26 protein-coding genes and 2 pseudogenes are annotated in these 24,731 nt (G+C 36.7%); 20 read left to right on the forward strand and 8 right to left on the reverse strand.

Features of this window, described 5'->3' with window-relative positions; translation table 11 throughout:
• The first annotated feature begins 289 nt into the window (after window positions 1-289).
• A complete protein-coding gene (locus tag ACHZEU_RS18250) occupies window positions 290-721 on the forward strand; it encodes a hypothetical protein (protein WP_279495992.1) in 432 nt (143 codons plus the stop codon).
• Window positions 722-1,278: 557 nt separating this feature from the next.
• Window positions 1,279-1,428: a hypothetical protein gene (locus ACHZEU_RS18255; protein WP_004228154.1), complete on the forward strand. Its 150-nt coding sequence runs from the start codon at window positions 1,279-1,281 to the stop codon at window positions 1,426-1,428.
• Between the two features lie 537 nt (window positions 1,429-1,965).
• Here ACHZEU_RS18255 and ACHZEU_RS18260 read toward each other — a convergent pair.
• Window positions 1,966-2,377 (reverse strand): annotated as a pseudogene (locus tag ACHZEU_RS18260) (IS3 family transposase); the annotation flags it as partial.
• Window positions 2,378-2,786: 409 nt separating this feature from the next.
• On the opposite strand from ACHZEU_RS18260, the gene ACHZEU_RS18265 reads away from it, so the two are divergent.
• The 6 genes from ACHZEU_RS18265 (at window position 2,787) to ACHZEU_RS18290 (ending at window position 8,066) form a co-directional block, all read left to right on the forward strand.
• Window positions 2,787-3,164 (forward strand): DUF3221 domain-containing protein, encoded by a 378-nt coding sequence (locus ACHZEU_RS18265; RefSeq protein ID WP_004228160.1) that lies wholly within the window; start codon window positions 2,787-2,789, stop codon window positions 3,162-3,164.
• Window positions 3,165-3,411: 247 nt separating this feature from the next.
• Window positions 3,412-3,960, forward strand: a complete 549-nt coding sequence (locus tag ACHZEU_RS18270; RefSeq protein ID WP_257961981.1) for a helix-turn-helix domain-containing protein — start codon at window positions 3,412-3,414, stop codon at window positions 3,958-3,960.
• A 137-nt stretch (window positions 3,961-4,097) separates the two neighbouring features.
• Window positions 4,098-5,354, forward strand: a complete 1,257-nt coding sequence (locus tag ACHZEU_RS18275; RefSeq protein ID WP_279495990.1) for a hydroxymethylglutaryl-CoA reductase, degradative — start codon at window positions 4,098-4,100, stop codon at window positions 5,352-5,354.
• A gap of 3 nt (window positions 5,355-5,357) precedes the next feature.
• Window positions 5,358-5,798, forward strand: coding sequence for a hypothetical protein (locus ACHZEU_RS18280; protein WP_048394316.1), 441 nt, complete (start codon window positions 5,358-5,360; stop codon window positions 5,796-5,798).
• Window positions 5,795-7,150 (forward strand): tripartite tricarboxylate transporter permease, encoded by a 1,356-nt coding sequence (locus tag ACHZEU_RS18285; RefSeq protein WP_004228168.1) that lies wholly within the window; start codon window positions 5,795-5,797, stop codon window positions 7,148-7,150. The genes ACHZEU_RS18280 and ACHZEU_RS18285 overlap by 4 nt, the downstream gene beginning before the upstream one ends.
• A gap of 19 nt (window positions 7,151-7,169) precedes the next feature.
• Window positions 7,170-8,066 (forward strand): hydroxymethylglutaryl-CoA lyase, encoded by an 897-nt coding sequence (locus ACHZEU_RS18290; RefSeq protein WP_279495987.1) that lies wholly within the window; start codon window positions 7,170-7,172, stop codon window positions 8,064-8,066.
• Between the two features lie 182 nt (window positions 8,067-8,248).
• Here the strand turns inward: ACHZEU_RS18290 and ACHZEU_RS18295 are convergent, their stop codons facing one another.
• The gene (locus ACHZEU_RS18295) at window positions 8,249-8,980 is read right to left on the reverse strand and encodes a helix-turn-helix transcriptional regulator (RefSeq protein WP_279495985.1); all 732 of its coding nucleotides are present in this window, start codon (window positions 8,978-8,980) and stop codon (window positions 8,249-8,251) included.
• Between the two features lie 130 nt (window positions 8,981-9,110).
• Between ACHZEU_RS18295 and ACHZEU_RS18300 the strand changes: the two genes are divergently transcribed.
• Complete coding sequence (locus ACHZEU_RS18300; RefSeq protein WP_279495983.1) at window positions 9,111-10,571, forward strand: amidase; 1,461 nt, start codon at window positions 9,111-9,113, stop codon at window positions 10,569-10,571.
• A gap of 134 nt (window positions 10,572-10,705) precedes the next feature.
• Complete coding sequence (locus ACHZEU_RS18305; protein WP_279495981.1) at window positions 10,706-11,962, forward strand: nitrate/nitrite transporter; 1,257 nt, start codon at window positions 10,706-10,708, stop codon at window positions 11,960-11,962.
• Window positions 11,963-12,032: 70 nt separating this feature from the next.
• Here ACHZEU_RS18305 and ACHZEU_RS18310 read toward each other — a convergent pair whose 3' ends face one another.
• Both ACHZEU_RS18310 and ACHZEU_RS18315 read right to left on the reverse strand, forming a co-directional pair.
• A complete protein-coding gene (locus ACHZEU_RS18310; RefSeq protein WP_004228176.1) occupies window positions 12,033-12,473 on the reverse strand; it encodes a cell wall hydrolase in 441 nt (146 codons plus the stop codon).
• Between the two features lie 130 nt (window positions 12,474-12,603).
• Window positions 12,604-13,158: an ECF transporter S component gene (locus tag ACHZEU_RS18315; protein ID WP_004228177.1), complete on the reverse strand. Its 555-nt coding sequence runs from the start codon at window positions 13,156-13,158 to the stop codon at window positions 12,604-12,606.
• A 178-nt stretch (window positions 13,159-13,336) separates the two neighbouring features.
• Here ACHZEU_RS18315 and ACHZEU_RS18320 point away from each other — a divergent pair, with 178 nt between their 5' ends.
• Together ACHZEU_RS18320 and ACHZEU_RS18325 are read left to right on the forward strand one after the other, a co-directional pair.
• Window positions 13,337-14,185 carry a pyridoxamine kinase gene (locus ACHZEU_RS18320; protein ID WP_404803605.1) on the forward strand — a complete coding sequence of 283 codons (849 nt, stop codon included), beginning with the start codon at window positions 13,337-13,339 and terminating at the stop codon, window positions 14,183-14,185.
• Window positions 14,186-14,354: 169 nt separating this feature from the next.
• Window positions 14,355-14,693 carry a hypothetical protein gene (locus ACHZEU_RS18325; protein WP_279495976.1) on the forward strand — a complete coding sequence of 113 codons (339 nt, stop codon included), beginning with the start codon at window positions 14,355-14,357 and terminating at the stop codon, window positions 14,691-14,693.
• Window positions 14,694-14,769: 76 nt separating this feature from the next.
• On the opposite strand, the gene ACHZEU_RS18330 is transcribed toward ACHZEU_RS18325, so the two are convergent.
• The gene (locus ACHZEU_RS18330) at window positions 14,770-15,348 is read right to left on the reverse strand and encodes a DinB family protein (RefSeq protein ID WP_279495974.1); all 579 of its coding nucleotides are present in this window, start codon (window positions 15,346-15,348) and stop codon (window positions 14,770-14,772) included.
• 108 nt (window positions 15,349-15,456) lie between these two features.
• On the opposite strand from ACHZEU_RS18330, the gene ACHZEU_RS18335 reads away from it, so the two are divergent.
• Window positions 15,457-15,954, forward strand: a complete 498-nt coding sequence (locus ACHZEU_RS18335; protein WP_279495972.1) for a GNAT family N-acetyltransferase — start codon at window positions 15,457-15,459, stop codon at window positions 15,952-15,954.
• 421 nt (window positions 15,955-16,375) lie between these two features.
• Here ACHZEU_RS18335 and ACHZEU_RS18340 read toward each other — a convergent pair whose 3' ends face one another.
• On the reverse strand, window positions 16,376-16,531 hold the full coding sequence (locus tag ACHZEU_RS18340; protein ID WP_082148167.1) for a YvrJ family protein: 156 nt from the start codon (window positions 16,529-16,531) through the stop codon (window positions 16,376-16,378).
• Between the two features lie 173 nt (window positions 16,532-16,704).
• Between ACHZEU_RS18340 and ACHZEU_RS18345 the strand changes: the two genes are divergently transcribed.
• The 3 genes from ACHZEU_RS18345 to ACHZEU_RS18355 are packed head-to-tail and all read left to right on the forward strand — an operon-like array spanning window position 16,705 to window position 17,448.
• Window positions 16,705-17,040: a hypothetical protein gene (locus ACHZEU_RS18345; protein ID WP_404803606.1), complete on the forward strand. Its 336-nt coding sequence runs from the start codon at window positions 16,705-16,707 to the stop codon at window positions 17,038-17,040.
• 42 nt (window positions 17,041-17,082) lie between these two features.
• A complete protein-coding gene (locus tag ACHZEU_RS18350; RefSeq protein WP_404803607.1) occupies window positions 17,083-17,253 on the forward strand; it encodes an RNA polymerase sigma factor in 171 nt (56 codons plus the stop codon).
• Between the two features lie 3 nt (window positions 17,254-17,256).
• Window positions 17,257-17,448, forward strand: coding sequence for a hypothetical protein (locus tag ACHZEU_RS18355; RefSeq protein ID WP_004228187.1), 192 nt, complete (start codon window positions 17,257-17,259; stop codon window positions 17,446-17,448).
• A gap of 50 nt (window positions 17,449-17,498) precedes the next feature.
• Here the strand turns inward: ACHZEU_RS18355 and ACHZEU_RS18360 are convergent, their stop codons facing one another.
• A complete protein-coding gene (locus ACHZEU_RS18360; protein ID WP_054549488.1) occupies window positions 17,499-18,398 on the reverse strand; it encodes a 3-hydroxyacyl-CoA dehydrogenase in 900 nt (299 codons plus the stop codon).
• A gap of 433 nt (window positions 18,399-18,831) precedes the next feature.
• Here ACHZEU_RS18360 and ACHZEU_RS18365 point away from each other — a divergent pair, with 433 nt between their 5' ends.
• On the forward strand, window positions 18,832-19,890 hold the full coding sequence (locus tag ACHZEU_RS18365; RefSeq protein ID WP_404803608.1) for an S-layer homology domain-containing protein: 1,059 nt from the start codon (window positions 18,832-18,834) through the stop codon (window positions 19,888-19,890).
• Between the two features lie 40 nt (window positions 19,891-19,930).
• Here ACHZEU_RS18365 and ACHZEU_RS18370 read toward each other — a convergent pair whose 3' ends face one another.
• On the reverse strand, window positions 19,931-20,617 hold the full coding sequence (locus tag ACHZEU_RS18370; RefSeq protein ID WP_231595704.1) for a zinc transporter family protein: 687 nt from the start codon (window positions 20,615-20,617) through the stop codon (window positions 19,931-19,933).
• A 208-nt stretch (window positions 20,618-20,825) separates the two neighbouring features.
• Between ACHZEU_RS18370 and ACHZEU_RS18375 the strand changes: the two are divergent.
• The 3 genes and pseudogenes from ACHZEU_RS18375 to ACHZEU_RS18385 form a co-directional block, all read left to right on the forward strand.
• Window positions 20,826-21,043: pseudogene (locus tag ACHZEU_RS18375) on the forward strand (glutathione-dependent formaldehyde dehydrogenase); the annotation flags it as partial.
• 232 nt (window positions 21,044-21,275) lie between these two features.
• Window positions 21,276-22,964, forward strand: a complete 1,689-nt coding sequence (locus tag ACHZEU_RS18380) for an FAD-binding protein (RefSeq protein WP_404803609.1) — start codon at window positions 21,276-21,278, stop codon at window positions 22,962-22,964.
• A gap of 133 nt (window positions 22,965-23,097) precedes the next feature.
• Window positions 23,098-24,711: a GNAT family N-acetyltransferase gene (locus ACHZEU_RS18385; protein WP_404803610.1), complete on the forward strand. Its 1,614-nt coding sequence runs from the start codon at window positions 23,098-23,100 to the stop codon at window positions 24,709-24,711.
• Window positions 24,712-24,731: the final 20 nt, after the last annotated feature.

Raw genomic sequence — 24,731 nt, forward strand, 5'->3', positions numbered from 1 at the left:
TCCTACGTTTAAGAACTAGTGTTTAAGAACACAAGTTCTTGCATATGTATATGCTAGTATCTATTTTACTACTTTTTTGAGGGAAATGCTGCTTATACGATTAAATAAATTTAAAAACGTTTGATACGAGATCTCTATAGTAACTCTAAGTGTAGATGGAATATGATTGTACAAATAAGTATCGGAATGTTGTTGTAATTATATAAAAAAATAATCATATTTTATGGTTCGAATGGTAGAAGTTGTGATTTATAATGGTTGAAATAGTTTTAGAGAGGAAGTAATTAAGATGTCATGGAACTTTTACGAAAATCGTTACGGCAAATCAGAGTTTGATAAGAAGAGTAACAATCATAGTGGTTATTATCGCTATAATATTAAGATATTTAACCCAGACTTAAAAAAGAAATTACAACCAGAAGGTAGATTACACAATTTTCATTTTTATAATTTGTTACCATTTGAAGAAGTAGAAGCGTTATTTGATGTGTATTGGGTCCAAGAGAGTAACTCAATAAGCGATTTAAATGGTAAAATTCATGTTTGTGGATTGCAAAAGTACGAAGAGTTACTATTTAAATTATATAAGCTCTTAATGAAAAAACTAACGATTGAGTGGGGATATATAGTAGGGGAAGACTATGAGATTGACGAACTTGGATACATTCGAATAGAGTTTATGAGCCATTTTTATAAGAATTACTGGCTAATTAAAGATTAGTTTAATCCAAATGAAACTACTATAGAAGATAATAAATTTCGATAAGGAAATAAGAAGTATCGATAAATCAAATCAAAAGCTTTCCCACATCAAGTTATGTTTTTGCATTTATTTCATTGTGTTCTAAATATAAAGTGTCAAACGTTGTATGGCAAAATTATCGAATGTAAAAAACGAAAGAAAATATTTACTTTCTATATCTCCGTAAGCAAATTTTTTATTTTGGGTCAAAATTTGGGTCAGACATTTTATGAAATGCCGCAAAACTATTGAAAACATTGGTATTTCAGCACTTTTCAAACTTTCCGTTTGAAGACCCGCCGTCTCCATACATAAAGCTGAGTAATATTGTAGCGGTAAATAATGATAAAGGTATCATAATATAAAAATGGGTGGATACAGACAATACATTTGGCAATGAATGATTTACTAAGCTTTTACTGAATTTAAGATTAAGCAATACACCAATATAGGAAAAAGGTTTACATCAGCAAAATAAGGTATACTATACTTGTTGAATAGATTTCTTTAAAGGCAGGAAAAGTAGGTGAACCAAAGTGGGGAAATATCAATTGGATACTAAAGGTAAGGTGGCTGTTGCAAAGTATCATGAAAAAAACAAGCCGGCCAAATTTGATAAAAAGCAGCAACTTGAGAAAATACGTGCGGAGTATTTGAAAAAGAAGCAAGAACAAACAGATCAATAATTTGAATGAAAACATAGGAAGACTAAAATTTCCCTATGTTTTTCTTTTCAAATTGATAATAAAGACATTGAGACGACAAAGACATATAAATGGGAGTCACCATCTACAATTGAGGACAAAAAATTACATGATTTGAATGCATTTTTCTGTTTTGATAATAATCTTAAAACTACATCTTAGCCCCAACGACGATTGAGTGGGAGTAGTCATAAAGCGAGATCGAGATAACCACCCGTCTATCTCTTTAAACTGATATCCATCGTTTTTGGTTAAATGTGAAAGAATTCATGTGAATATATGCATATCAAACTCTTCAAAGGCTCTATTTTGGGTATTATTTTTATAATTGTTTTTACATCTGAATGTCTCAGTCTCTTAGTATTTTTTTTTATTTGCATCTGCTTTCAATAATAGAGACTAATGTCTTTAGAGGTAACTAAGGTTTTTCTAATAAAAAATTATCTTTATTTGTAGCATTCCTAAAATCAGAGCGCAATTAAGTAGGTTACACATAAATGAATTAAATAGTTAATTCATTTATGTTAGCTTCGTTATTTCATTAGGCTGTTTGGGTATATGAGTTCGGTATTGCACCGGACTCGTTTTTAATTTTGCCTTGATCCGTTTCATATTATAGTAGTTTATATATTGTTCTAAATCTATTTTAAAATGCTCTATACTTTCAAATTCCCTCATGTAAAGGAATTCGGATTTCATAATGTCAAGGAAATTCACCATGACAGAGTTGTCGTAACAATTTCTTTTACGAGACATACTTTGAGCAACCCCTCTTGATTCTAAGGCGCGACGATATTTATTCATTTAATAATGCCAGTCTTGAACGGTATACATGAGTAACTGGTGGTACTCAGGTAAACGTTCTAGTAGCTTTGTCCAACATGCTTGAAACACGTGAATAGGTTGGTCTAGAGTAAACTCTATTTGTAATTTGTATACGGCTGATTAAAAGCCCAACTCCATTGTATTTCATATTGCTTAATCCTTTTTAGGATTGCTTTATTATCAGTCACCATAGATTTAGCTATATCATAGGAGCTTTCCGTTCTATTTCACTTAAGTAGCGCTCAAAAGCCTGTAATTTATCTTCGGCAGTATATTTGACCGTAAAAAAACTGTACCTCCCATTGTTAGTTGTGTCCAATAATTGGAGAGCAGTTCAATACAAGAGCTTTTTTATTTGCTTAATTCTATCCAATTACATTTTGAAAACTTCAAAATATTTAAAGTATCGTTTTGTATAAAGAGGTGAGTACAGTATTTTGATATATTATGTACATTTAAAAACGCTAAATTATATTCATTATGAAAATTATTAAATGTATAAGGTGGTGGTTTAAATGAAGAATAGAATCCCCAAACCTATTATCAACACAGTCTTATTGTTACTTTTTCTTGTTGCTTTATGGTTCTTAGGTAATGTTAGCCAACTATTTGCTAGTAAAGAAAATACCGAAAGTGAAATTGGTTATATAGTAATGCATGAAGGAATAGTCTATTTTATTCAAGGAAAGGACGTTCAACAATCAGATATAGAGAGTTTCTCTAGCGAAAATCTCCTGTTCTCAAATAAATTTGAATCAGTTTCAATTTTAATTAATGAATCAAAACTTTCTATGAAAGGAATTAAAAGTGGAGATGAAGTGAGGATTTGGTATTCTGAAATTTTGGAGTCAAATCCAGCAAAAATCAAAGTTATTCGTATAGAAAAACTGTGACCAACATTTCGTTTTTACTAAATGTAATTTAATATTTATAAATAAAACTCCCGTTTATTTCCTCTATTTAAGCTGATTATTGCTTCTCAAATTTATTTTAAAATCGAGAAACTTTCAGCACACCCTTTTGTATTTAATTGAACAGACGATAATGATGGAGTAATATACTCCTGTATTTTTCTATCCATCATTTAAAAATATAGTATAGTTATTGTAAAAACCGAAATGATCGAGGGGACTGGAATAGATGAACTTACTAGAAGTTGGAGTAAAAATAAAGCAGATGCGGAAGAAAAATAAAATGTCTCAGGATGATTTAGCTTCGCAGATTAATTTAACGAAAAGTCATATTTCAAAAATAGAAAATGGCAAAGCGACACCGAGTCTGGTGACATTGTCTAAGATTGCGGAAATATTTGATGTGCCCATGGCTTGGTTTGTTATTCAGGATCAATTTGATGGCATTTCGATTGTTTCGAAAAAAGAACGCAATGAGACTGTTGAGACGAATGAACTTGGCTATCAATATGAGCTGTTAGCGAATAAGAGCTATATGAGCAATATCAATCCTTCTATTGTTACTGTACATAATGGGGCGGAAAATTTAGCTCCTTATACACACGATAATGATGAATTTATTTATGTCATCTCTGGTAGTATCGTCTTGAAATACGATCATAAATTTTACCATTTAGAAGAGGGGGACTCTGCGTATTTTTCTGGGAAAAAGGAGCATATCTTTATTAATAATTCTGTAGAAAACTCAAAGGTATTAACGATTTATGTTGAGGATTAAATCTTTCTTTAAAACGTAAATATTATCGAAAATACAAATTTCTTGTTTACAATACTATTCAGACAATTTACAATTGGTGTAATGTTATTCAACTAAGTTGAATTATATTACACTTTTTTAATTTTGGGGGTATGGGGATGACTTCACGTATTAAGGGATTTTATTTACTTTCAGTAGAAGAGCGAATTAAGTTAATCGCTGAAAAATCAAATTTAACCAAAGAGGAAGTTGAAGCTTTAAAAAGTGGAATTTCATTAGAGCTTGCTGATGCAATGGTTGAAAATGTTATTGGACATATTTCAGTGCCTCTAGGGGTAGCGGCCAACTTTAAGGTGAATGGCAAAGAGGTATTTATTCCGATGGCTACTGAAGAGCCGTCAGTAATTGCTGCGGCTAGTAATGCTGCCCGTGCAGCATATGAGTTAGGGGGTATTTTTACTTCCAGCTCGGGAACAGTTATGCGCGGACAGATTCAGGTATTAAATATTGAGGACCCTCATGCAGCGAGGGCGAAAATTTTTGAACATAAAAATGAGATCATCGAGCATTGTAATGAAAAGGATCCAACGTTAGTCAAGTTAGGCGGTGGAGTGAAGGATATAGAAGTGCACTTAATCGACACAGCAAAAGAAACAATGGTTGTCGTTCATTTAATCGTAGATACGAAGGATGCAATGGGGGCAAACGCAGTCAATACGATGGCGGAATCTGTGTCACCATTAATCGAACGTATTACAAATGGACGAGTTGTGCTACGGATTATTTCAAATTTAGCAGATAAGCGTATTGTTCGTGCGCGTGGTGAATTCTCGACAGAAATGCTCGGGGGGATAGAGATTGCGAAAAATATTGTAAGTGCTTACGAATTTGCAGATGCTGACCCGTATCGGGCTGCCACACATAATAAAGGGGTTATGAATGGTATTACTGCTGCAGTATTAGCATCGGGTAATGATACACGTGCTGTTGAGGCTGGTGCTCATGCCTATGCTGCTCGTTCTGGTAGATATCGTTCTTTAACAACGTGGGAGCTGAATAAAGCAGGCAATCTTGTTGGTACGTTGGAATTGCCATTAGCTGTTGGTATTGTGGGAGGGGCTACGAAGACTCATCCTGTTGCAAAAGCAGCGCTAAAAATTATGGATGTGCAAACAGCAGAGGAGCTAGCCAGCTCCATTGCCGCAGTAGGATTAGTAGAAAATCTAGCAAGCTTACGCGCACTTTCAGCAGAGGGTATTCAATCTGGTCATATGCGTCTGCATGCGAAAAACTTGGCTGTAATGGCTGGGGCAACAGGCGATATTATTGATCGAGTTGTGCAGCAGGCGGTAGAAGAGAAGGATTTCCGTTATGATCGTGTTTTAGAGATTACAAACTCTCTGCGAGGTGAATAATACATGGCGAATACTCCATACAATGAGCAAAAAAATGTAGAGGAAAAGAAGTTTATTGAAATTTTAGGAGACACGGTTTCTGGCAATCAGTTAATTATTTCAATTATTTTAAGCGTTGCCGCAAGCTTTTTAGGCTATCAGTTTGGTCAGTGGGTTTTTCCGAAGTTTGCAGACCCTCAGATGATTAACTCTTATTCACTGTTAACAGGAATCACGGGTATTCTGATTGTTGTTGCTATTAATACGATTCTTTTTAAACCAAAGCGTATTTTAGTAGAAGATGAAGCATCTAGTCATTCTTTAAAGGAAGCATTTGAGGATTTACAAATTGATATAGACGAGGAAATACGCTTAATCGAGGAAGATCCGGTGACAAAAAAAGAGCTTGAGGATTTTGGCATTCTTTCTAGCTTACAAGGCTTGAAAGGAGCGGATAAAAAATGAGTATTTATGTAATAGCTCTTTTATTTGCACTTCTTGGTGCAGCAATCTTTACTATAATTGGACTTATTTCAGGTACAGATGAAACAGCAATTATGGTACCAATTACATTGTTAGTTATTTTGCTGGGAGCGCCTCCTGAAGGGGTATTCGCCTTTTTCATGGCGGGCGTGTTAGCTAAGCATTTAACACATGCTGTCCCAACTGCGTTATTAGGCATTCCAGGGGATACAACGGCTGTACCGTTAATCGATCATGCCAATACATTACGCCGTTTAGGCATGCCGCACGTTGCACTACGTAAAATGATTTCTGGCGGTGTTATCGGTGCATTTATCGCCCTACCAACCGCTGTATTGTTAGGTCAATTTTTAGGTCAATTTGCCGACTTTTTTAAATCTTCATCAGGCATCATTTTTACACTTGCCGCTATTTTAATCGCATTCTTTTCAAAAGGAAAATGGGCAAGTATTTTAATCATTATTCCATTTGCATTTTTCATTAAAGCTTTAGATAGCGTTAGCTTCGCGATGCTGGATAAACATTTAAGTATTACATTCTTTTTAGGAATTGCGATTGGACCGATGTTTTGTAATATTTTAATGGCGGCTTCTTCTGTTGCTAAAAATGATCTAGCACGCAGTAAGCCAAATCAATATAATCTTGCTCCCGAAACGAAATCATGGAAAGGCTATTTCCCGAATCCATTTAAAATTTTATCGAAAAGGCAGACCATTTTTACGAGTATTACAACGTTTCTTTCCTCCCTTACATTTGTCTTTAGTCCTGTTGGGATGACGTCATTGATGGGAGAAATTGTAGGCTCTCGTACAAAAGGTGCCTATAAAAAATCAACAACGAGTCTTACTGTTATGAATGGTGTAACGGAATCGACATATATTGCTGAAGCGATTATTCCATTAATTGCATTCGGTATTCCGTTAAGCCCAGTAGCACTTGGACCAGCATCACCATTATTTAATGCACCACCGATTTTTACAGTAGATCCAGTTAACAACTTACACACGCTAATGTCTTCATGGGACTTTTTCATTTTTGGGTTAATCGGTATTAGTGTAGCCGCTTTAATTGCTTATCCATTTGCGATGAATTATGCACGTAAAGCATCTGTATTAGTATTGAAATATATTAGCCAGGAAGCAATCGTAGCGATGTTCATCGGATTAGCATTTTTGCTTGCCTATAACGAGGCACAATTACTAGGAGTAGTGTTAACATTTACAGTCGCAACTGTTGGTGGTTTATTAAATCGTATTTTAGGTGTAGGGGCTGGAGTGCAATTCATGGTATTCTACGCATCAAGCTGGATTATGCTACAGCTGTTCGGCATTTAATTAAAGGAAGTGTATCTTGATGAACTTACCAAAAGCAGTGGAGATTAGAGAAGTAGGTCCGCGTGACGGCTTACAAAATGAGAAAATTTTTATTCCAACTGATTTGAAAGTGCAATGGATTAACTTAATCAGTGAAACAGGTGTCCGCCATATCGAAGTATCCTCTTTTGTTAGTCCCAAGTGGATACCAGCTTTAGCCGATCATCATGAAGTGTTTGAGCAAATCGCACGTGATGAAAAAATAACGTATGCAGCTCTTGTGCCTAATTTGAAAGGGGTAGAAGGAGCCATTCAACAAAAGGTTGATGAAATTGCGTTATTTATCTCTGCCTCTGAGGAGCATAATCAAAGTAATGTAAACGCTTCAATTAACCAATCTTTACAGAATTTAAAAGCTGTAGCTGAAGCAGCAAATCGTGAAGGTATATCGTTAAGAGGCTATATTTCAACTGTATTTGGCAGTCCGTTTGGTGATGAAGTAAAGCTTCAAACAGTAAAGGGAATCATTGATGCCTATCTAGCAATGGGCGTTTCTGAAATTTCTCTCGGCGATACAATTGGGGTAGCGGATCCTGTACAAGTAAAGGCTATTTTATCAGAGCTACTCACTCAATACGATAGTGATTTATTTGCCCTTCATTTTCATGATACGTATGGCCGTGCTTTAGCAAATATCTTTGCAGCACTTGAGCTGGGGATTACAAAATACGACAGTGCTATTGGAGGTTTAGGGGGATGCCCCTATGCCCCTGGTGCAAGCGGCAATGTGTCAACGAATGATTTAGTAAATTTCCTGCATCGTTTAGGCGTCCAAACGAATATTGATGAAGAAAAACTATTTACCGCGACACGATTTTTACAGCAGGCAATAAATAGACAGCTTGATAGTAAAGTGTATAAAGTGCAAAGTAATTAAGTAAAAGAGCACCTCTATAGTTAGAATCAAAATTACAACTGCCCCACCCATTGTTAGACTCACTCTACCAATTGGTGGGGCAGTTTTTTTACTGAGGAAAAATAGTTTTATGCCAATTAATCAGCAAATGAATATTAAAAGGAAATTAATAATACTATCTTTGAATTCAATGGAGGACCCTACTAAACATGATCAATATACTTCAAACACTTTGCCAGCAGTTGGGTACGATTGGTTACTTGAAACTTTCTATATAGGTTTTGAAGGTGTTTTTTGATTGTATTTTCACTGACAAATAATTGCTGGGCGATATCTATATTTTTTAAGCCTTTTAAAACAAAGCTTAAAACTTCTTTTTCTCTTTCTGTCATTTCAAATAAGATGGAAGGCTGTGAATAGTGATGGAGGGAATACATGTTTTCGATATTTCTTTTCAAATACACTAACTTTAATATATCTTTTTCATTAAATAGCTTCTCTCCTGTTTTCCTTAAAAAGCCAATAACTGCTACGAGCTTATTGTCTATTCTTAAATACATGGCCATTTCATCTTCATAGCGATTTTCTTTCAAAAAAACTTCTTTATAGTGGGTTTGTTTTTGCAGGCACATAACTTCATTCCTATTCATTAGCTGAATGGAATGCTGTGTATTTATATTTTGAGGGTGTAATGGATCAAAGTTTTTATATCTTTGTAAATATTCATTAATCGTATGACGCTCTATATTAAAAAGCACAGGGGCGGTTAGCTCATTATTTGCTATTTCCCAAAATAACATATGGTGATAGCCGAGATGCTGACTTATTGTATGCAATAGTTCATGTTTAAACCCTTCATTACTTTGTTTCACATTCATATTTGAAATATGATAGCTCGCTTTAAGAATGTTTTCTAAATCATTTTCTAAAAACATGAAAACACCTCATTTCTCTATTATGCTTTTATATTCTACTTAAAACAGAATTATCCTTTTGGGTAATATCTTAATTTTAGAATATTCAGTACATTATAGTTGCAAGATCACTATTATACGAGGTGAGAATATGAATTTACAAGAGTATGCATCATATGACGGTATTGGGTTAGCAGAGCTAGTAAAATCAAAGGAAGTAACACCACAGGAATTAAAGGAGCTAGCGTTAGAAGGAATAAAAAAAGTCAATCCATCCATTAATGCAGTTGTTAGTGTGTTAGAAGAGCAGGCTGACAAAGCAATTGAGAAAGTTGATGAAAATGCGCCGTTTGCAGGTGTTCCGTTTTTAATTAAAGAGCTTGTGTTACATGCAGAGGGTGTTCCGCATAGTATGGGGAGTCGTATTGGAGAAAAGACGGTTATACCCGTCGATAGTGAATTAATGGCGCGCTTTAGAAGGGCTGGCTTGATTTTAGCAGGTACTACGACAACACCTGAGTTTGGCTATAATGCAGCGACTGAAGCAGTTATTTATGGTGCAACGCGCAATCCGTGGAATTTAAATCATAGTCCAGGCGGTTCGAGTGGAGGGTCAGCAGCCGCTGTGGCAAGTGGTATTGTGCCAATCGCTCATGCTAATGATGGCGGAGGTTCTATTCGTATCCCCGCTTCCTGTAGTGGGTTAGTGGGATTAAAGCCAACACGGGGAAGAGTTCCAGCTGGTCCATTCAATAGTGAGCCTTTAAATGGTATTGCCATTGAGTTCGCTGTGACTCGTACAATTCGTGATACAGCGGTGCTATTGGATCAAGTAGCAGGCCCTGACTTAGGGAGCTATTCCAAATTAGAGGTAACACATGCACCGTATGGTCAACTTATCAAGGAAACAGTGCGCCCGCTAAAAATTGCTTGGACAACTGAAACAAATTCTGGGGCATTTGTCGATCCGGAATGTATAGAAGCGGTTCATAAAACAGTTCAAGTATTAAAAGAACTAGGACACGAGGTAGTAGAGGCGCGTCCGAAATATGAACAAGCATCATTCACAAAGGCGACGGTCGATATTTGGACAGCGAATATTTATCAAATGATTAAGGGGGCTGCAGCGGGAACTAGTAAAGCAGTTTCTCCAGACTATATTGAAGCAGCCATTTGGAAATGCTATGAATATGGTGGTCAATTAAAGGCGGCTGATTTATTGGAAGCTATTCATACAAATGCAGTCGTTTCACGTCAAGTTGCAGGCTTCTTTGAAGATTATGATATTTTATTGAGTCCAACTATTGGCACACTTCCTGCTAAAATTGGTGAATTAAATGCCAACAATCCTAACATTTCGGCTGTTGAATGGACAGAGCAAATTTTCACGTATGCACCGTTTACAAATTTATTCAATGCTACAGGTCAGCCCTCCATATCATTGCCTTTAGCAGAAAGTAAATCAGGTCTACCAATTGGTCTACAAATGACAGGTAAGTTTGCAGATGAATTGACGTTATTACAGCTAGGTAGACAGCTAGAGGAAGCAATGCCTTGGAAAGACCGTCAACCAGCAGTACATGTCAGTGAACAGCCTCAGCCAGCAGTATAATATAGCATGAACGCACCTAGTGTAGACTGGGTGCGTTTTCTTTCTGTCGTAATTTTCAAGCTTCCTCAAAAGCAGGTTTTATCCTGACCTCGAACTCATATACATAACATAAAAGCTAATAGGAGTAGTGATTATTGGACAAACAACAACATAAGTACAGATGGATTGTGTTTGTTGCTGTATTGTTTACCTATTTGTTAATGGCAAGTCAGCGAACTGCTCCAGGGTTAATTACAGATCAATTGATGGAGGATTTTGGGGTAACGGCTTCGACAATTGGCTTATTGACGAGTATTCAATTTTTTGTGTACACGAGTTTGCAAATGCCGATGGGGATTTTAGCTGACCGATTTGGGCCAAACCTTTTCCTCATCATTGGTGCCATCCTTACAGGTATAGGAACCATTCTTTACAGTCTAGGTACACATGAATTCATTCTATTCTTTTCTAGAATACTTACTGGTGTAGGAGATGCCACCATATGGGTGAATATGGTGCTTATTTTGGCACAATGGTTTCATAAAAAGGAGTTTGTACGATTAATTGGCTTTGCAGGTATGACAGGGAGCTTAGGCTTCTTATTGGCAACAGTGCCTTTTGCTACATTGATTCTTTTATTAGGTTGGCGAATCACCTTTTTCTCTACAGGACTTTTACTATGCTTATGTGGTGTACTTCTTTATTTTGTGCTCGTACAAAACACAAAACGCATCTTTTCAAAGGAACCAGTCTTCAAAACTGAAGAAATACAACGTGAAAAAAGCTCCAGATTATTACGAAGAATATTTTCAAGCAGGCAAGCATGGGCTTTATTTTTTTGTCATTTTGGCGTTGTTGGCGGGTATGTTGGCTTTATTAGCTCGTGGGCAGTACCATATGGGATCAATATGTATGAGATGTCACGGTCAGAGGCTAGTCAGCTAATTATGATTGGTCTAGTCGGAGCACTAATAGGAGCACCCTTAATGAGCTGGATTGCTGGCTGTTTAGGTACAATTAAGAGACCCTATATTGTTGTGCATATTGCGGTTTTAGCGAGTTGGTTTGCCTTTCTTTTATTGAAAGGGCATCCGTCCATTTTCATGCTCATTGTCCTGTTCTTTATCATCGGCTTTGGCTATGGTGCAAGTGCTTTAACCTTTGCGGCAGTTCGTCAAACTTTCCCTTTAAATGAATCAGGCATTGTTTCTGGATTTGCCAATACAGGGGGCTTTCTAAGTGCCGCATTGCTGCCGATTATTTTTGGGTATATTTTAGATTACTTTCAAGCTGCCACAGGCAATGTAAGTGATGGATACTACTATGGCTTCATCTCGCCAGTCATATTTTCTATCATTGGCTTGATTGGAGTAATGATGTTTAAGGAAAAGCTTTTAAGAGTGATGGATTAAGCCATGCTATAAAATATAAGCATAAAGGGATACCTGCAATAGAGGTATTCCCTTTTTAACGTTGAACGTATTATCCCATATATACACTTGCACAAGTATCTGGAGCAGGTTCATAAAAGCAATGATTCTTAAATTGTCCTGTAAACGGCTGACCATACCATGTTGGGGGACATGGTGCATATGGATTGAAGTACCAGAGTGCGTATTTTGCTGGATGTTCTCGCCAGAAATCTAAGTTTTGTTTCGCCAATCTTTTTTCCGTTTCTCTTGCTCGTTGGTAAAACATATTGCCTTTTTGAACAGCTTCGAAAGAATAGTTTCCACCTTGTACCTGGTAAATAACCTGCTCAATCGTTCTTACATCATTGAAATCTAAACAGGACGCCACAGCACGATTCACAATGACATTGCCCACGTAAAGCATACCTTGTTGACCTTCACCCTCTGCTTCTGCTCTCATCATCCTTGCCATTAAAGCAACGTCTGCATCACGGTATTTTACTCTTGGCATTTTTCCACCTCCACCTTATAGTATGAAAAAGAACAAGGCTAGTTTCACTTTATCTTGAAATTCGTTGTTTTGCAGATCACTCCATAAAAAACACCATCTTTACTGTTCAACAGCAAGATGGTGTTTTTCATTAAAAATTATTTTTGAAGTATGGCGTTTTTTTCAGTACAACACATACTGGGATGGCGATAACTAAGCCTACGATGTTTTGAATGACGTCCCCAGGAATGGATGCCAGCGGGGCAATCCAGCTGTTGAACATAATGGCTTGCCCAACATAGTAAACAGCAATCATCACGGGCATTGATACTACTGCTCCTAAAATATTCAGCCCAAGATTATCACCTTTATGTCCTTTTGACCAAGCAATTTTACCGACAATGAAGCCTTGTAATGCGCGTGAAATAATGGTTGTGGGTGCCCAAATTAACCAGCCACCTACGATATCGAATAAACCCATTCCAATAGCTCCAGCAAGTGCTCCTTTTTTAGGCCCGAATAGAATAGCGGAGATAAACAGCATAGATGTTCCTAAGTGGATAAGGCCCCCTTGCCCAATCGGTAGCTTAAGATTGATAAACATTGTAGCAACGAAAACAAGTGCTGCTAAAATCGCTGTAATGACTAAATCAAATGTTTTTGTGCGTGATTTTGTATAGGATGTTGGCCTTTGTATATTTTGCATTTGTCTCTTCCTCACTATGATGAATATTTTGATGATTTTTACTTTAACAAAGGACTGACTATTGTAAAAGTGTCAATTTCATAAAAAAGTTAAGGGTCAGTTTGAGGTTATTTTCGCATCTTTCTAATTGTGATACGATGGGGAGAGTAAAAGCAGGATGAGTTAGGTGGAATGTATGATGAAAAAAGTTGCTGTAATTCAAGATATGTCGTCCTTTGGAAAGTGCTCATTGACGGCTGCGATGCCTGTACTCTCTGTGATGGGTGTGCAAGCAGTCCCACTACCAACAGCTATTTTAACGGCACAAACAGGATATTCAAGCTTTTATTGTGAAGATTTAACGTCAAAGATGGACTCTTTTATAGACGAGTGGAGTAAGCTTGGAGCTACCTTTGATGGTATTCATACAGGCTTTGTTACAGGTAAGGAGCAAATCGATAATATATTTCGCTTTTTAGACGTGTTTCACTCAAATAAGACGACGTTGCTTGTCGATCCAGTAATGGGCGATCATGGTGAGGTCTATAAGATGTTTACTGGTGAATTGCTTGATCGTATGAAAGCGTTAGTAAAGTGTGCTGATATTATTACGCCAAATGTTACGGAATGTTGCTTGCTTACAGGTTTATCCTATGAAAGGCTATTGAGCTATCAAAATGATACAGATTATATTCATGCCCTTAAGGAAGCAGGTCAGCAGTTACAGCAAACAACTGGAGCAAACGTCATTATTACTGGTTTGAATCCCCCAGCAGGTGATAGGGACAAGCGTTATGTTGGGAATATGTTTGTCGATTCTGAGCGGTCTTTTCATAGTATCCGTAACTATAATGGTGAGAGCTATTCAGGCAGAGGCGACCTCTTCGCATCCATCATGATGGGCGGCATGATGCGTGGACAAGATTTAATGGAGTCCATGAAACTAGCAGAAACATTTTTAGCCGCTGCAATTGAAGCTACTTCGAAGGAGCAAGTACCTCGTGAGGCAGGCGTGCATTTTGAAAAGTTTTTACGTATGCTGCTGTAAAAGTTAATAAGCTCAAAATAAGTAATAGTGATAAAAAATTCGTAAATGTCAGATTCATAGTGACCTTTACGGATTTTTTTGTTGAAAGAAAATTAAATAGTCTAGACTTGGTGCAGTATTATGTACAGTCTATTCTAAGCAGCTCAGTCAATTAGGATGGACAAACTCGATGATTTTATCAAAAAGATTTTATGGTATCATTTTGCTTTCATTTATCGCTACATATGATGTCATGTTTACTTATTTGCTTGAAAACATTGGTTGGATTTTATTGATGACAGTCATCGGTGTGTTGATACCAATGTATTTATTACAGAAGGGTATTCAATATTGTGAAGTATTTTTAGTCATGATGTCATTGTGTTTTATTCCTGTATTCACCTTCTTTTTTCAGCTATTCGATACACGGTTACAATGGTCAAATATTACGTTAATGGGTGTGTTGTTACTGTTATTGTTTGGAATTTTAAGTGTAGTTCTAGAACAAAGAGCTCGTAGCGTTTCCTAATAAAATTTTTCCATGACAAAGTTGCTACACTGAAAAATCCAGAGCCAGTTATGATGGGCATAAAATCAAATTGGCTCTATTTGATTTCTTTAATTGTACCTTTCAAATTCTTTCCTCCTAAAAGCCCTTCCATCCTATTAAAGTGATGTCTCTCATGAATAGACAGCAACTGAATAGCTTGAATGAGATTAGGATAATGCGCAATGGGATCAGGAAAAACAATATGCCCTGCAACATCCTCGTCTATATTTTGTACTAACTTTTGCAAAGCAAGTGTCTCGTTGATAAGTAATTGCTCGATATCATAACTGTTTAATACAAAGCGTATTTTCTTAGGTGGAATCAAAATACTGGGTGCTCGCATTCCATGTCCTTTTTTGGATTGATATTCTTCATAAATATCATGTATTTCAGTAGAGAATGGCTTGTTTCTTCGCATTTTAGCGATAGGCGTAAGGAATAAAGAATATTTGGTTGCTGTGTGGAGCATTTTGAGAATCAAATAAAGGTGATAAAAGTGTTCACCAATGGACCATTTTCCCTCGCGTGTTACACGCCATAGTTCTTCCTGTGAAAGTGAATGAATAGCTGGTAGATAGTGTGCTCGTTGTGCATGTAATGTAAGAAAGTGTTTTGACATATTAGTAGATTCCATAGATTTTCAGCTCCCTTATTTCCATTTTAAGGATTACTGTTGGAAAAGTACATCAAATGCCAATCGTTATGGCCGATAAATAGGAAAAGTATGATAGGAGGAAAAGGCATGGAAATTAGACAATTAACAGCTGCAGATGCTGAAGTATATAGAGATTTAAGATTAGAGGGATTGCAAACAAATCCAGAAGCTTTTGGCGCTAGCTTCGAGGAAGAAAAGGATTTGTCAATTGGGTCGTTTGCAAGTAGGCTCGAAGGACAGGGAACATTTACGTTTGGGGCATTTGACCAGGAGGATTTACTCGGTGTGGCGACATTGGTGCAAGCAAATAAAATGAAGCTAAAGCATAAAGCGAGTATTTTTGCCGTTTATGTTTCTACAAAAAAGCGGGGATTGGGCATAGGAAAACAACTAATGGTAGAGATCATCAATCAAGCAAAGACACTAGTAGACGTCGAGCAAATTAATTTAACAGTTGTTTCTTCCAATGAATCAGCAAAAGGATTATACAAATCGTTAGGTTTTCACGTTTTTGGAACAGAACGAAACGCCTTAAAAATAGGGCAGCAATATTTTGATGAGGATTATATGGTGCTGTATTTCTAAAAATGCTAAAAAGCCTTTGAAGACTTCCATCTTCAAAGGCTTCAATTTATTAGGATGAGTAACAATGGAACAATGGAATTAAAGCAAGGAATAAAAGAATCCCCGTAATAAAAAGAATAAGTAAAGAGCTAACAATGCCCACTTTTTTTATAAGTAACCATAGACTTAGCAAGATAGTAAGGACCGATAATGGGAGTGCCAGCCAAAATCCAAGATTCCCCAAGTATTCAATCATAATGGGGAATGAATGGTGAAAGTAATTGTAGGGAATATCTAGCATGAGAAAAATGGTCAATATAAGCTCCATAAAATCCCCCCATCTACATATTTGTTATTACATATATGGTATGCAGAAGCATCTTTAAGTCACACGGCAGCATCCTTTTTAAAGGATGCTGCCGTAAATTTTTTTATAGGCTTATTAATTTTCCCTTTTATCTAACAATTTCAAGATGATTGCTTCCAAATTTTCTATTTTCTTCTCAAAACGCATAAAGAGATAGATGGTAATGGCAATAGGGAAACCTGAATTACCTATTAGGTGAACCCACATTTGTATAGTTTCAATTGGTATCATAACATCTTCCTCCCTCATTATTGTGATGCTTACAGTTATGAAAAGTGAACGTACGATTAATAAAATCAATATGAATGAATAAAACAGGGAACATTTGTTCTGTTTTTGGTTTATAATAGATATATGATATTCACTTTAAAGAACAAGAAGGCGAATATATAGGAGTGATGCGAATGTGTAATGAGTACAAAATAATAGAAGAGTTTTTTTACAGAAATAGAGAACAGGTTAAAAACCCAATTATCAGGAGTTTTTTGGCAGATGCACAAAATCTTTATTTGGTACAACATGCAATCTTACATCCCAATGATTGTAATTTGAAAATGGTTGATGAAACATTTCAAGCTCATTATCAAAGGGTACAGAAAATAAAATATATCAGCAATTTAATTTATTTCTTTAGCTTGGATTTCGATAAAAAAAAGAGAAGATTGCAAAATCGCTTTTTATTAGTCGTAGATAGTGGTCTAATGGACGATGGTACAAGAGACGAAGAGAGCGAAGAATAAGGATTATTAGAAAAAATTTAAAATGAACAGCTCTTTAAAGGCTTGCAAAAATTAACAGACAAGCAACTGCAAATTTTAGAAATGATTTATGTCAAAGACTATTCTATAAAAGTAATCGCTGAAACATTAAAAACAACACCACAGAATATATCCAACCTGCATCGAAAAGCTTTAAAGAAGCTTCATCATATTATTAGAAAGGAGGAGATTTAGTCAATGCAGAACAATATGAATGAGGAGATGCTAATAATTATTGAAAATTTTACGCCAAAAATTAAGCAGTGTCTTCATCAAACAAGTTACCAGGATAGAGAAGACTTAGAGCAGGAGATTAAGCTGAAAATTATTGAAAAGCTGACAACGAAGGAATTTGAAAACACACCTAGTTTTTGGAATTTTTTTGTATGATAAAAAAAGAGCAATGCCCTTTTAAGAAGGACAATTGCTCTTTTTAATCATTAACCCTTTAAGAAATCTGGTTTTGCAAAGCTTGGATTTGGATATGTGTAGAAGCCTTCACCTGTTGCGCGGCCCAATTTGCCTTTTTCGATGTACTCTGTTTTTAAGAGGTTAGCTAATTTTTTCATGTTTTCATCACCAGTGGCAGTTGCTTTCGCTTCCACAATGTTATAGGCAGTGTTAATGCCAACGATGTCTAGAATAGCAAATGGTCCAAGTGGAGCGCCTGTACCAATCATCCATGTTTTATCAATTGTTTCTGGATCGGCCACTTCTTTTACAAGTAAAGATTCAGCTGCATCTAAAAACGGAACTAGTAATGAGTTTAAAATATAGCCAGGTTGCTCTTTATGCAATGGTAGTGGTACCATGCCAATGGCGCGTGCAAATTCAATCACTTCATCAAATACTTTCATATCTGTACCAGGGTGTTTCATAATTTCCGCAGTATTGTTTTTCCAAATTGTATTAGCAAAGTGAAGAGCTAAAAATTTATCAGGACGGCCAGTTGCTTCAGCAAATTGGCTTGGTAGTAAAGTAGACGAGTTTGTTGCAAAAATTGTTTTTGCTGGTGCTACTTTTCCAAGATTCGTGTAAAATTCTGTTTTGATGCTCACAACTTCAGGGATTGCTTCTATAACAAGATCAGCATTGGCAACTGCTTGCGCCAAGTCACTATTAAAAGTAAGACGTGCATAGGCTGCATCCACTTCTTCTTGTGTAGCGCCTAAATCTTGTTGATAAAATGGTTTTAATTTTGTAATACGATCCTGTGCATTTTTTAATGCCTCATCGTTAATGTCATACACTGTTACATTAAAACCTTTGAAAGCAGATTGATAAGCAATTTGGCTTCCTAATACACCACTACCTGCAACCGTAATGTTTTGATAATTCATCGAAATTCCTCCTTTGGAATTGTTACATTAATATAATAGTATGGATATGTAGAGAATCCTTCGTTACAACTCCATACTACTTCTACCGTTGAATAAAAATCAAATGAAAGCCTCTGATATTATATAAATATAAAGTTCTCTGAAAGAAGTTTCATTTCAAGTATGTACCCAGTGTAAAAGAAATATAACAAAGAACAGCCTTTAAGCTGCCCTCATTTAAGAGATAAATCTAATTACATATGTAATTGTTGTAGATAGCATTAAGTAATTTGTCTTTCTGTTAAACTAGTTTCAAACTCAAAAGCAAAATAGGAAAATTATAATGTGTTAAAAATGGGTCTTTTATATAATTATTGTTTAATTCCCATATTTTTATAGATTTATAAACTGTTGTTTTAGTACACTGAATCTATGAATTGAAGGGGGAAAAACAGTGAAGAAAATAATGTTAGCTGGTGCACTGAGTATTGCATGTTTTACAGGGGGTGGTGGACAGGCGTATGCACAGGATGTAGTAAATGTGGCAAATATAATCCATCCAAAGCAGAATGTTGCAGCCACTAGTCAGTTACAAGCCATGCCCTATCAAGATATTTATAAAATGCTTTTGTTATCTAAAATAGGCTTTGAAAATAACGAAGTGTCGATTGTTACAACAAAAAATAGTATTACAGTAAAAATTTCATTAGAGGCGATTCTTCAATCGTACAAAGATGGTACAAACCTCTATCCAGAGGGAGAAAAAGAGTTTAAGGAAAACTATGAAGAACTGAAGAAGTTATTTGGGCCTGCGATTCAAATAAAAATTACACAAACTAGTAATGGCTATAAGAGTGAGGTATATACAGCTGGCAAATGGGAAGCAGTTAGTGCAGAGGATTTAAATGATATGGTACAGGTATTTGCTCGTGCCGACGTTGAGTTAAAAGCAGGTGGATATTTCAAGGATGCTATTGGTCATTGGGCTGAAAGCTATATTCAGTTACTATATCAAACAGATATCATTAATGGGACAACGGCTACTATGTTTAATCCAAATGGACAAGTGACGCGTGGAGAACTGGCGGCTATTATTTTCCGTGCATCTGGCTTAAATGTGAATGAAGATTATGAGGGTCCTGCTTCTTATACTGATCTTAGTGGTTTCTGGGGTGCTAAGGAGGTAGCGATTCTTGAGGAGTATGGCTTAATCGATATTTTCAATGGTGAAAAATTTGAGCCGAAAAAGCCCGTTACACGAGAGGAAATGGCCTATATTACTGCTAGGTATTTAGAAGGTATGGAAGDGAATGTTGCGCAAGTGAGCAAAAACAAWTCATTCACAGATAAAAATCAAATGCGTCAAGAAACAGTAGAGGCTATCGGTCTATTGCAACATCTAGGTATTTTAAATGGTACGAATGGTAAGTTTAACCCAAAAGGTAATCTTACTCGGGCAGAGGTTTCTAAAATTTTAACGCTTACTTTAATGCTAGTTAGTGAAGAAGAATAAAAGAGGAAAGGGATGTCTCATGCGCGGAGACATCCCTTTGTTATTCAACAAGTATATGGAAAATATAGCTTAGGAAATAACCTAGAAAGAGATACATAAAAAATGCTTTAAATGAGACTTTCTGTAGCTGATGCAAAATGAATTCAGAAATACTAGCTGTAGCAATCAATCCTATCGAAATGCCCATTAAGATCCCTTGTGCTTTGTCTGGTAAAGCCCAATACTGACCAAACCAGATGAAAATACTAAAGAAAATAGAGAAGATGAAGAAATAAATGAAAAGTCTCCAAAGCCTTTCACCTTGAGAGATGAGTGCAGTAGATAATGCAAATCCCTCTGGAACATGGTGGAGAATAATGGAGGCTGTGAGAGAAATACTTAATGCAGCATTTCCAAGTAAATTTCCAACAGTGAGACTAATAGGTATTGTATGGATAATCATAGCTAGTGTTAATAGAGAGACAGAGGGATTCTGTGCATGAGAAGCATGAAATAAGGTATCTAGTAGTTGGAAGATGAAATAACCAATAAAAATACCTAATATAATCCCAAATGATTGATAGATTTGAAAGGAAGAAGGGATGATATCTAGCACAAGTAAGCCTACTAAAAAACCTCCGCACAATAATGATAACCCCTGTGTCGTATGCTGAAATAGCTTAGAGAAAATCCAGGCAATCGCGCCCCCAATGCTCACACTGAAAAATAGAAAACCGCCAAGTATCATTGCACTCACCTGTAAAATTCCTCCGCCCTATCATCAACTTAATGCCTTTTTCAAACTATATGCTAAGTAGAAATGAATATGCTTGACATTGAATTGCCTGCATAAAAACGATAATGACAAAGATGTGCATACTGCAGGTTAGCGAAGGAAAGAATAGAGTCGAAAATATATGCTTGTTGTGATGATACTATGCAAAGGGAGTGTTGTCGTGAAGGCTGTAACCTATCATGGAAATAAAGATATTAGATGGTCCAACTGTTAAAAGAAGGACGATATTATTGTGAAAATCACTTCTACTGCTATTCGTGGAACTGATTTGCATATTTACCAAGGCGCTATTCTTTCACATAAGAATTATGTAATAGGTAAGAGCATGTGACAAAAGTGAAAAAGGGTGACTGTGTCCTCTTGCCTTTTAATGTATCGTACCATTACATATCAATTGCCATTAGAAGAAGCAAGTAGCCTATGAAATAATTTGTGGACGGGAAGATAACTATATAAAGTTGATTCTAAAACCTGAAATCGAGTGAGTATGCTCCTTTTTTTGTGGAAATATAGGGAATGGTTTAAATTGACTGAATATTGGTTTAATTCTATACTTTTTAATAGAAAGGACAGATTCATCGATTTAGCTCATATAGGGAGGAATGGTTGAATGAAATGGGATGCTAGTTATGATGTAGTAGTAGTAGGCTCTGGTGCAGCGGGATTGACAGCAGGTTTAACAGCAAAGTTACAAGGAATGAAATCATTAGTGATAGAAAAAACAGATTGCTATGGTGGTGCTTCTGCTATTTCAGGTGGTGCTTTATGGATTCCTAATAATCATATCATTAAAGGTGCAGGTGTCCCAGATACACATGAACTTGCACGCCAATATCTAGATTCAACAATCGGTGATCGTGTGCCAGAAGAGCTAAAGGAAACTTATATTACGAGAGGGCCTGAAATGTTACGCTTTTTATACAATAAAACAAAGCATATGCGCTTCCAATATGCAAAAGGCTACTCGGATTATTATCCAGAAAAACCAGGTGGGTTGTCACAGGGACGCTCCATTGAACCACTTATTTTCGATTTAACAAAAATGGGCTCTTTAGCAAATTCTATGCGTCGTGCAACTCTATCAACAAAAGGCTTCACGATGAATAGCTACGAGTTTCATAAAGTGAATATGATTACCCGGACGCTAAAAGGTAAAACTACTGCACTGAAATTAGGGGCGCGTTTAGTCAAGTCAAAGGTGACTAAGAGCGATCCAGTAGCCTTAGGAGAAGCTTTAATTGCACGTTTACGCCTCTCCCTTGCAGAAGCAAATGGTGAGCTTTGGCTATCAACGGCCTTTAAAGATTTCATAATGGGCAAAGGAAGAGTAATTGGAATTATTGTGGAACGAGATGGACAAGAGCTTAAAATTGAGGCAAAGAAAGGTGTTGTTCTGTCATCAGGTGGCTTCTCACATAATCAGACACTTCGTGAAAAGTATTTACCAAGTCCTACGAATGCTGCATGGACTTCTTCTCCAGAAGGTCAAACAGGTGACATCCTTGAACCTGGCGTAAAAATTGGTGCAACGTTGGATTTAATGGATAAAGTATGGGGAGCGCCYTCTGTTATTGATCCACAAKGACATCCATTCTTCCTTGTKGCAGATCGTGGCGTTCCCAATATGATTGTAGTGGATAGTGCAGGGCAACGTTTTGTCAATGAAGCGGCTCCATATCATGAATTCGTGGATACGATGTATAAGCATCAAGAGGTCACACAGCAGGCAGTTCCTTCCTGGATATTAATTGATGCTTCAGCTAAAAGCCGTTATATTTTTACAGGATTGTTCCCAGGACAGGCATTCCCGAAAAGTTGGTTTGAGCATGGAGTTGCAAAAAGTGCGGAAACGATTGAAGAGCTTGCCAAACAAATGGAAGTGCCAGCGGAGAACCTAGTAGCAACGGTGAATCGTTTTAATGACTTTGCGCGGAACGGACATGATGATGATTTTTATCGAGGAGATAGTGCCTACGATAATTACTACGGGGACCCGACACTACCAAATCCAAATTTAGCAGAAATCAAGAAAGCACCATTCTATGCATTGCGTCTATATCCTGGAGACATCGGCACAAAAGGTGGCCTCGTAGTAGACGAATATGCTCGTGTAATAAAGGAGAATGGCGAACCCATTGAGGGGTTGTATGCTTCTGGCAATTGTTCAGCGTCTATCATGGGGGAAACGTATCCTGGCCCAGGCGCAACCATTGGGCCTGGTATGACACTAAGCTTTGTGGCGACAGCACATATGGCCAATGCAGTGACAAAAGATGAGGTATCACTTGTAAACGTGTAAATGAAACGAAGCCCTTCCTTTCTAATAAGGAGGGGTTTTTACGTTGGTGTAATGTTCTAATACTTTCTTGCTAGGAATATAGTGGCTACTAAATGTATGGCGATGATCACATGAAAAGGAGCGATTTAGTTCATTGCTAGCTTATAAACTCATAACGACTATCGAAGAGTTAGAGCCCTATCGGAGCATTTGGTCAGAGATTCTTGAAAAAGAGTATAATAATAACCCTTTTATTGAGTATGAATGGATTTCAACTTGGTGGACAACGCTCGGGATTCATGACAATGTCAAAATTTACATAGTGGAGCATCAAGGTATAGCAGTGGCCTTTTTTCCGTTAGTGCATTCTGTACGATTTGGTACAATCCATTATTTCAGCTTTTTAGGACAAGGTTTTGCGACCTATATGGAAGTGATTGCTGATAAGGAGTGGTTAGAACCTTCCATTACGTTTCTTTTGAAGGAGTTTTCACGAAAATATAAGCGTTATTTAATCGTGTTACATGGATTATTAGAAAGTAAAAATACCTCTCAAGAATTAGAAAAATATGCGATTGAATATCAGATGCCTCATTCGATTTTTCGAACTGTCACATCTTATATTGATTTCCACACCATTCCTATGGAAACATTTCTAAAGAAGCATCGTAAGAAATTCAAAAGCCTTAAACGGCGTGAAAATAAATTAAAGTCTCTTGGTCATGTCGTCTTTCAGGAAGTGAATCACAATCATCTACAAGACATGTTTACGTTATTCAAGAGAAGATGGCAAAAGAAAATTGATAAAAGTGGCTTTACCGAGAAGCAAACTCGTCTATTTTATGAGCAGCTAGCTAAAACCAACAGTAAGGAGCTTCGCGTAGAAGTCGATAGCTTACAATTTGAAGGACAGTGGATTGCTTTTACAATTGACCTATGCTGTAGAGAGCGCAATTTTTGTCAGGCAATGGGCCATGAGCCAGATTTTAATCTATTTGGTCCAGGACGCCTCATTGAAAAAGAGAATATGCTAAGAGCACATCAAACTGGCTATCGTTATTATGACTTAGGAAGTGGCTATGAGCCATATAAGTTTGAATGGTATACACATATTGATTTTACTAGGAAGTTTGTAATGAGTACAAAAGGAGTTAAAGAGCGTAGTATTCGATTATGGATGGTCATGCGTGATCGCCTAAAAGGGCTATTAACGAATAATCATCAGCTAGTAAAATTAAAGCGAGACCGATTAGGAGAACTGCGTTATTTTCTGAAGCATGCAAGCACGAAAGATTGGCTAAGAGCTTTTACAAAAATGTTCCAACGAATGCTAGCCATTCATATTTTAGATGTTTATATTGCAAAGCAACAACAGAATAACGGAAATGTGAGATTTCAAGAATTATCAATGAAAGACATCATGACAACGAAGGATCGAGCGAAAAATGTTACAGATTTCTATAAGGGCTATCGACTCTTTGCAGATAGCGATCATGTCATCTATAAGCGACACGATCAAACGGTAGCCGAAGAAACGGTTAACTATTCCTATGAGCTGTCAGACAATATGTCGTTTATAAAAGAATATGATAGCTTGCGACTAGAGGAGATCGTTGCAGATGTGCAGCGGGAAGGGAGAGCAGTCTGTACAATAGTCCCTTGGTATAAGAGAACCAGACGAACAAAGCTCATGCAGGCAGGCTTCCATCAAGTAGCTAAAATTAGTGTTATAAAGATATTGAACTCGTATAAAATATACGATATCTAAATAACAACACCCTCAGCATA

Origin of the sequence: Lysinibacillus sp. S1 (assembly GCF_044986265.1) — a bacterium.
GTDB lineage: Bacteria > Bacillota > Bacilli > Bacillales_A > Planococcaceae > Lysinibacillus > Lysinibacillus capsici.

Excerpts from the sequence above, each read along its gene's own strand:
- ACHZEU_RS18355 (WP_004228187.1), top strand. The coding sequence starts at position 17,257 with ATGCAGAACAATATGAATGAGGAGATGCTAATAATTATTGAAAATTTT.
- ACHZEU_RS18320 (WP_404803605.1), top strand. The coding sequence starts at position 13,337 with ATGAAAAAAGTTGCTGTAATTCAAGATATGTCGTCCTTTGGAAAGTGC.
- ACHZEU_RS18285 (WP_004228168.1), top strand. The coding sequence starts at position 5,795 with ATGAGTATTTATGTAATAGCTCTTTTATTTGCACTTCTTGGTGCAGCA.
- ACHZEU_RS18290 (WP_279495987.1), top strand. The coding sequence starts at position 7,170 with ATGAACTTACCAAAAGCAGTGGAGATTAGAGAAGTAGGTCCGCGTGAC.
- ACHZEU_RS18335 (WP_279495972.1), top strand. The coding sequence starts at position 15,457 with ATGGAAATTAGACAATTAACAGCTGCAGATGCTGAAGTATATAGAGAT.
- ACHZEU_RS18275 (WP_279495990.1), top strand. The coding sequence starts at position 4,098 with ATGACTTCACGTATTAAGGGATTTTATTTACTTTCAGTAGAAGAGCGA.
- ACHZEU_RS18250 (WP_279495992.1), top strand. The coding sequence starts at position 290 with ATGTCATGGAACTTTTACGAAAATCGTTACGGCAAATCAGAGTTTGAT.
- ACHZEU_RS18300 (WP_279495983.1), top strand. The coding sequence starts at position 9,111 with ATGAATTTACAAGAGTATGCATCATATGACGGTATTGGGTTAGCAGAG.
- ACHZEU_RS18360 (WP_054549488.1), bottom strand. The coding sequence starts at position 18,398 with ATGAATTATCAAAACATTACGGTTGCAGGTAGTGGTGTATTAGGAAGC.
- ACHZEU_RS18265 (WP_004228160.1), top strand. The coding sequence starts at position 2,787 with ATGAAGAATAGAATCCCCAAACCTATTATCAACACAGTCTTATTGTTA.
- ACHZEU_RS18325 (WP_279495976.1), top strand. The coding sequence starts at position 14,355 with ATGATTTTATCAAAAAGATTTTATGGTATCATTTTGCTTTCATTTATC.
- ACHZEU_RS18330 (WP_279495974.1), bottom strand. The coding sequence starts at position 15,348 with ATGGAATCTACTAATATGTCAAAACACTTTCTTACATTACATGCACAA.
- ACHZEU_RS18370 (WP_231595704.1), bottom strand. The coding sequence starts at position 20,617 with ATGATACTTGGCGGTTTTCTATTTTTCAGTGTGAGCATTGGGGGCGCG.
- ACHZEU_RS18310 (WP_004228176.1), bottom strand. The coding sequence starts at position 12,473 with ATGCCAAGAGTAAAATACCGTGATGCAGACGTTGCTTTAATGGCAAGG.
- ACHZEU_RS18295 (WP_279495985.1), bottom strand. The coding sequence starts at position 8,980 with ATGTTTTTAGAAAATGATTTAGAAAACATTCTTAAAGCGAGCTATCAT.
- ACHZEU_RS18270 (WP_257961981.1), top strand. The coding sequence starts at position 3,412 with ATGAACTTACTAGAAGTTGGAGTAAAAATAAAGCAGATGCGGAAGAAA.
- ACHZEU_RS18340 (WP_082148167.1), bottom strand. The coding sequence starts at position 16,531 with ATGATACCAATTGAAACTATACAAATGTGGGTTCACCTAATAGGTAAT.
- ACHZEU_RS18345 (WP_404803606.1), top strand. The coding sequence starts at position 16,705 with ATGTGTAATGAGTACAAAATAATAGAAGAGTTTTTTTACAGAAATAGA.
- ACHZEU_RS18280 (WP_048394316.1), top strand. The coding sequence starts at position 5,358 with ATGGCGAATACTCCATACAATGAGCAAAAAAATGTAGAGGAAAAGAAG.
- ACHZEU_RS18315 (WP_004228177.1), bottom strand. The coding sequence starts at position 13,158 with ATGCAAAATATACAAAGGCCAACATCCTATACAAAATCACGCACAAAA.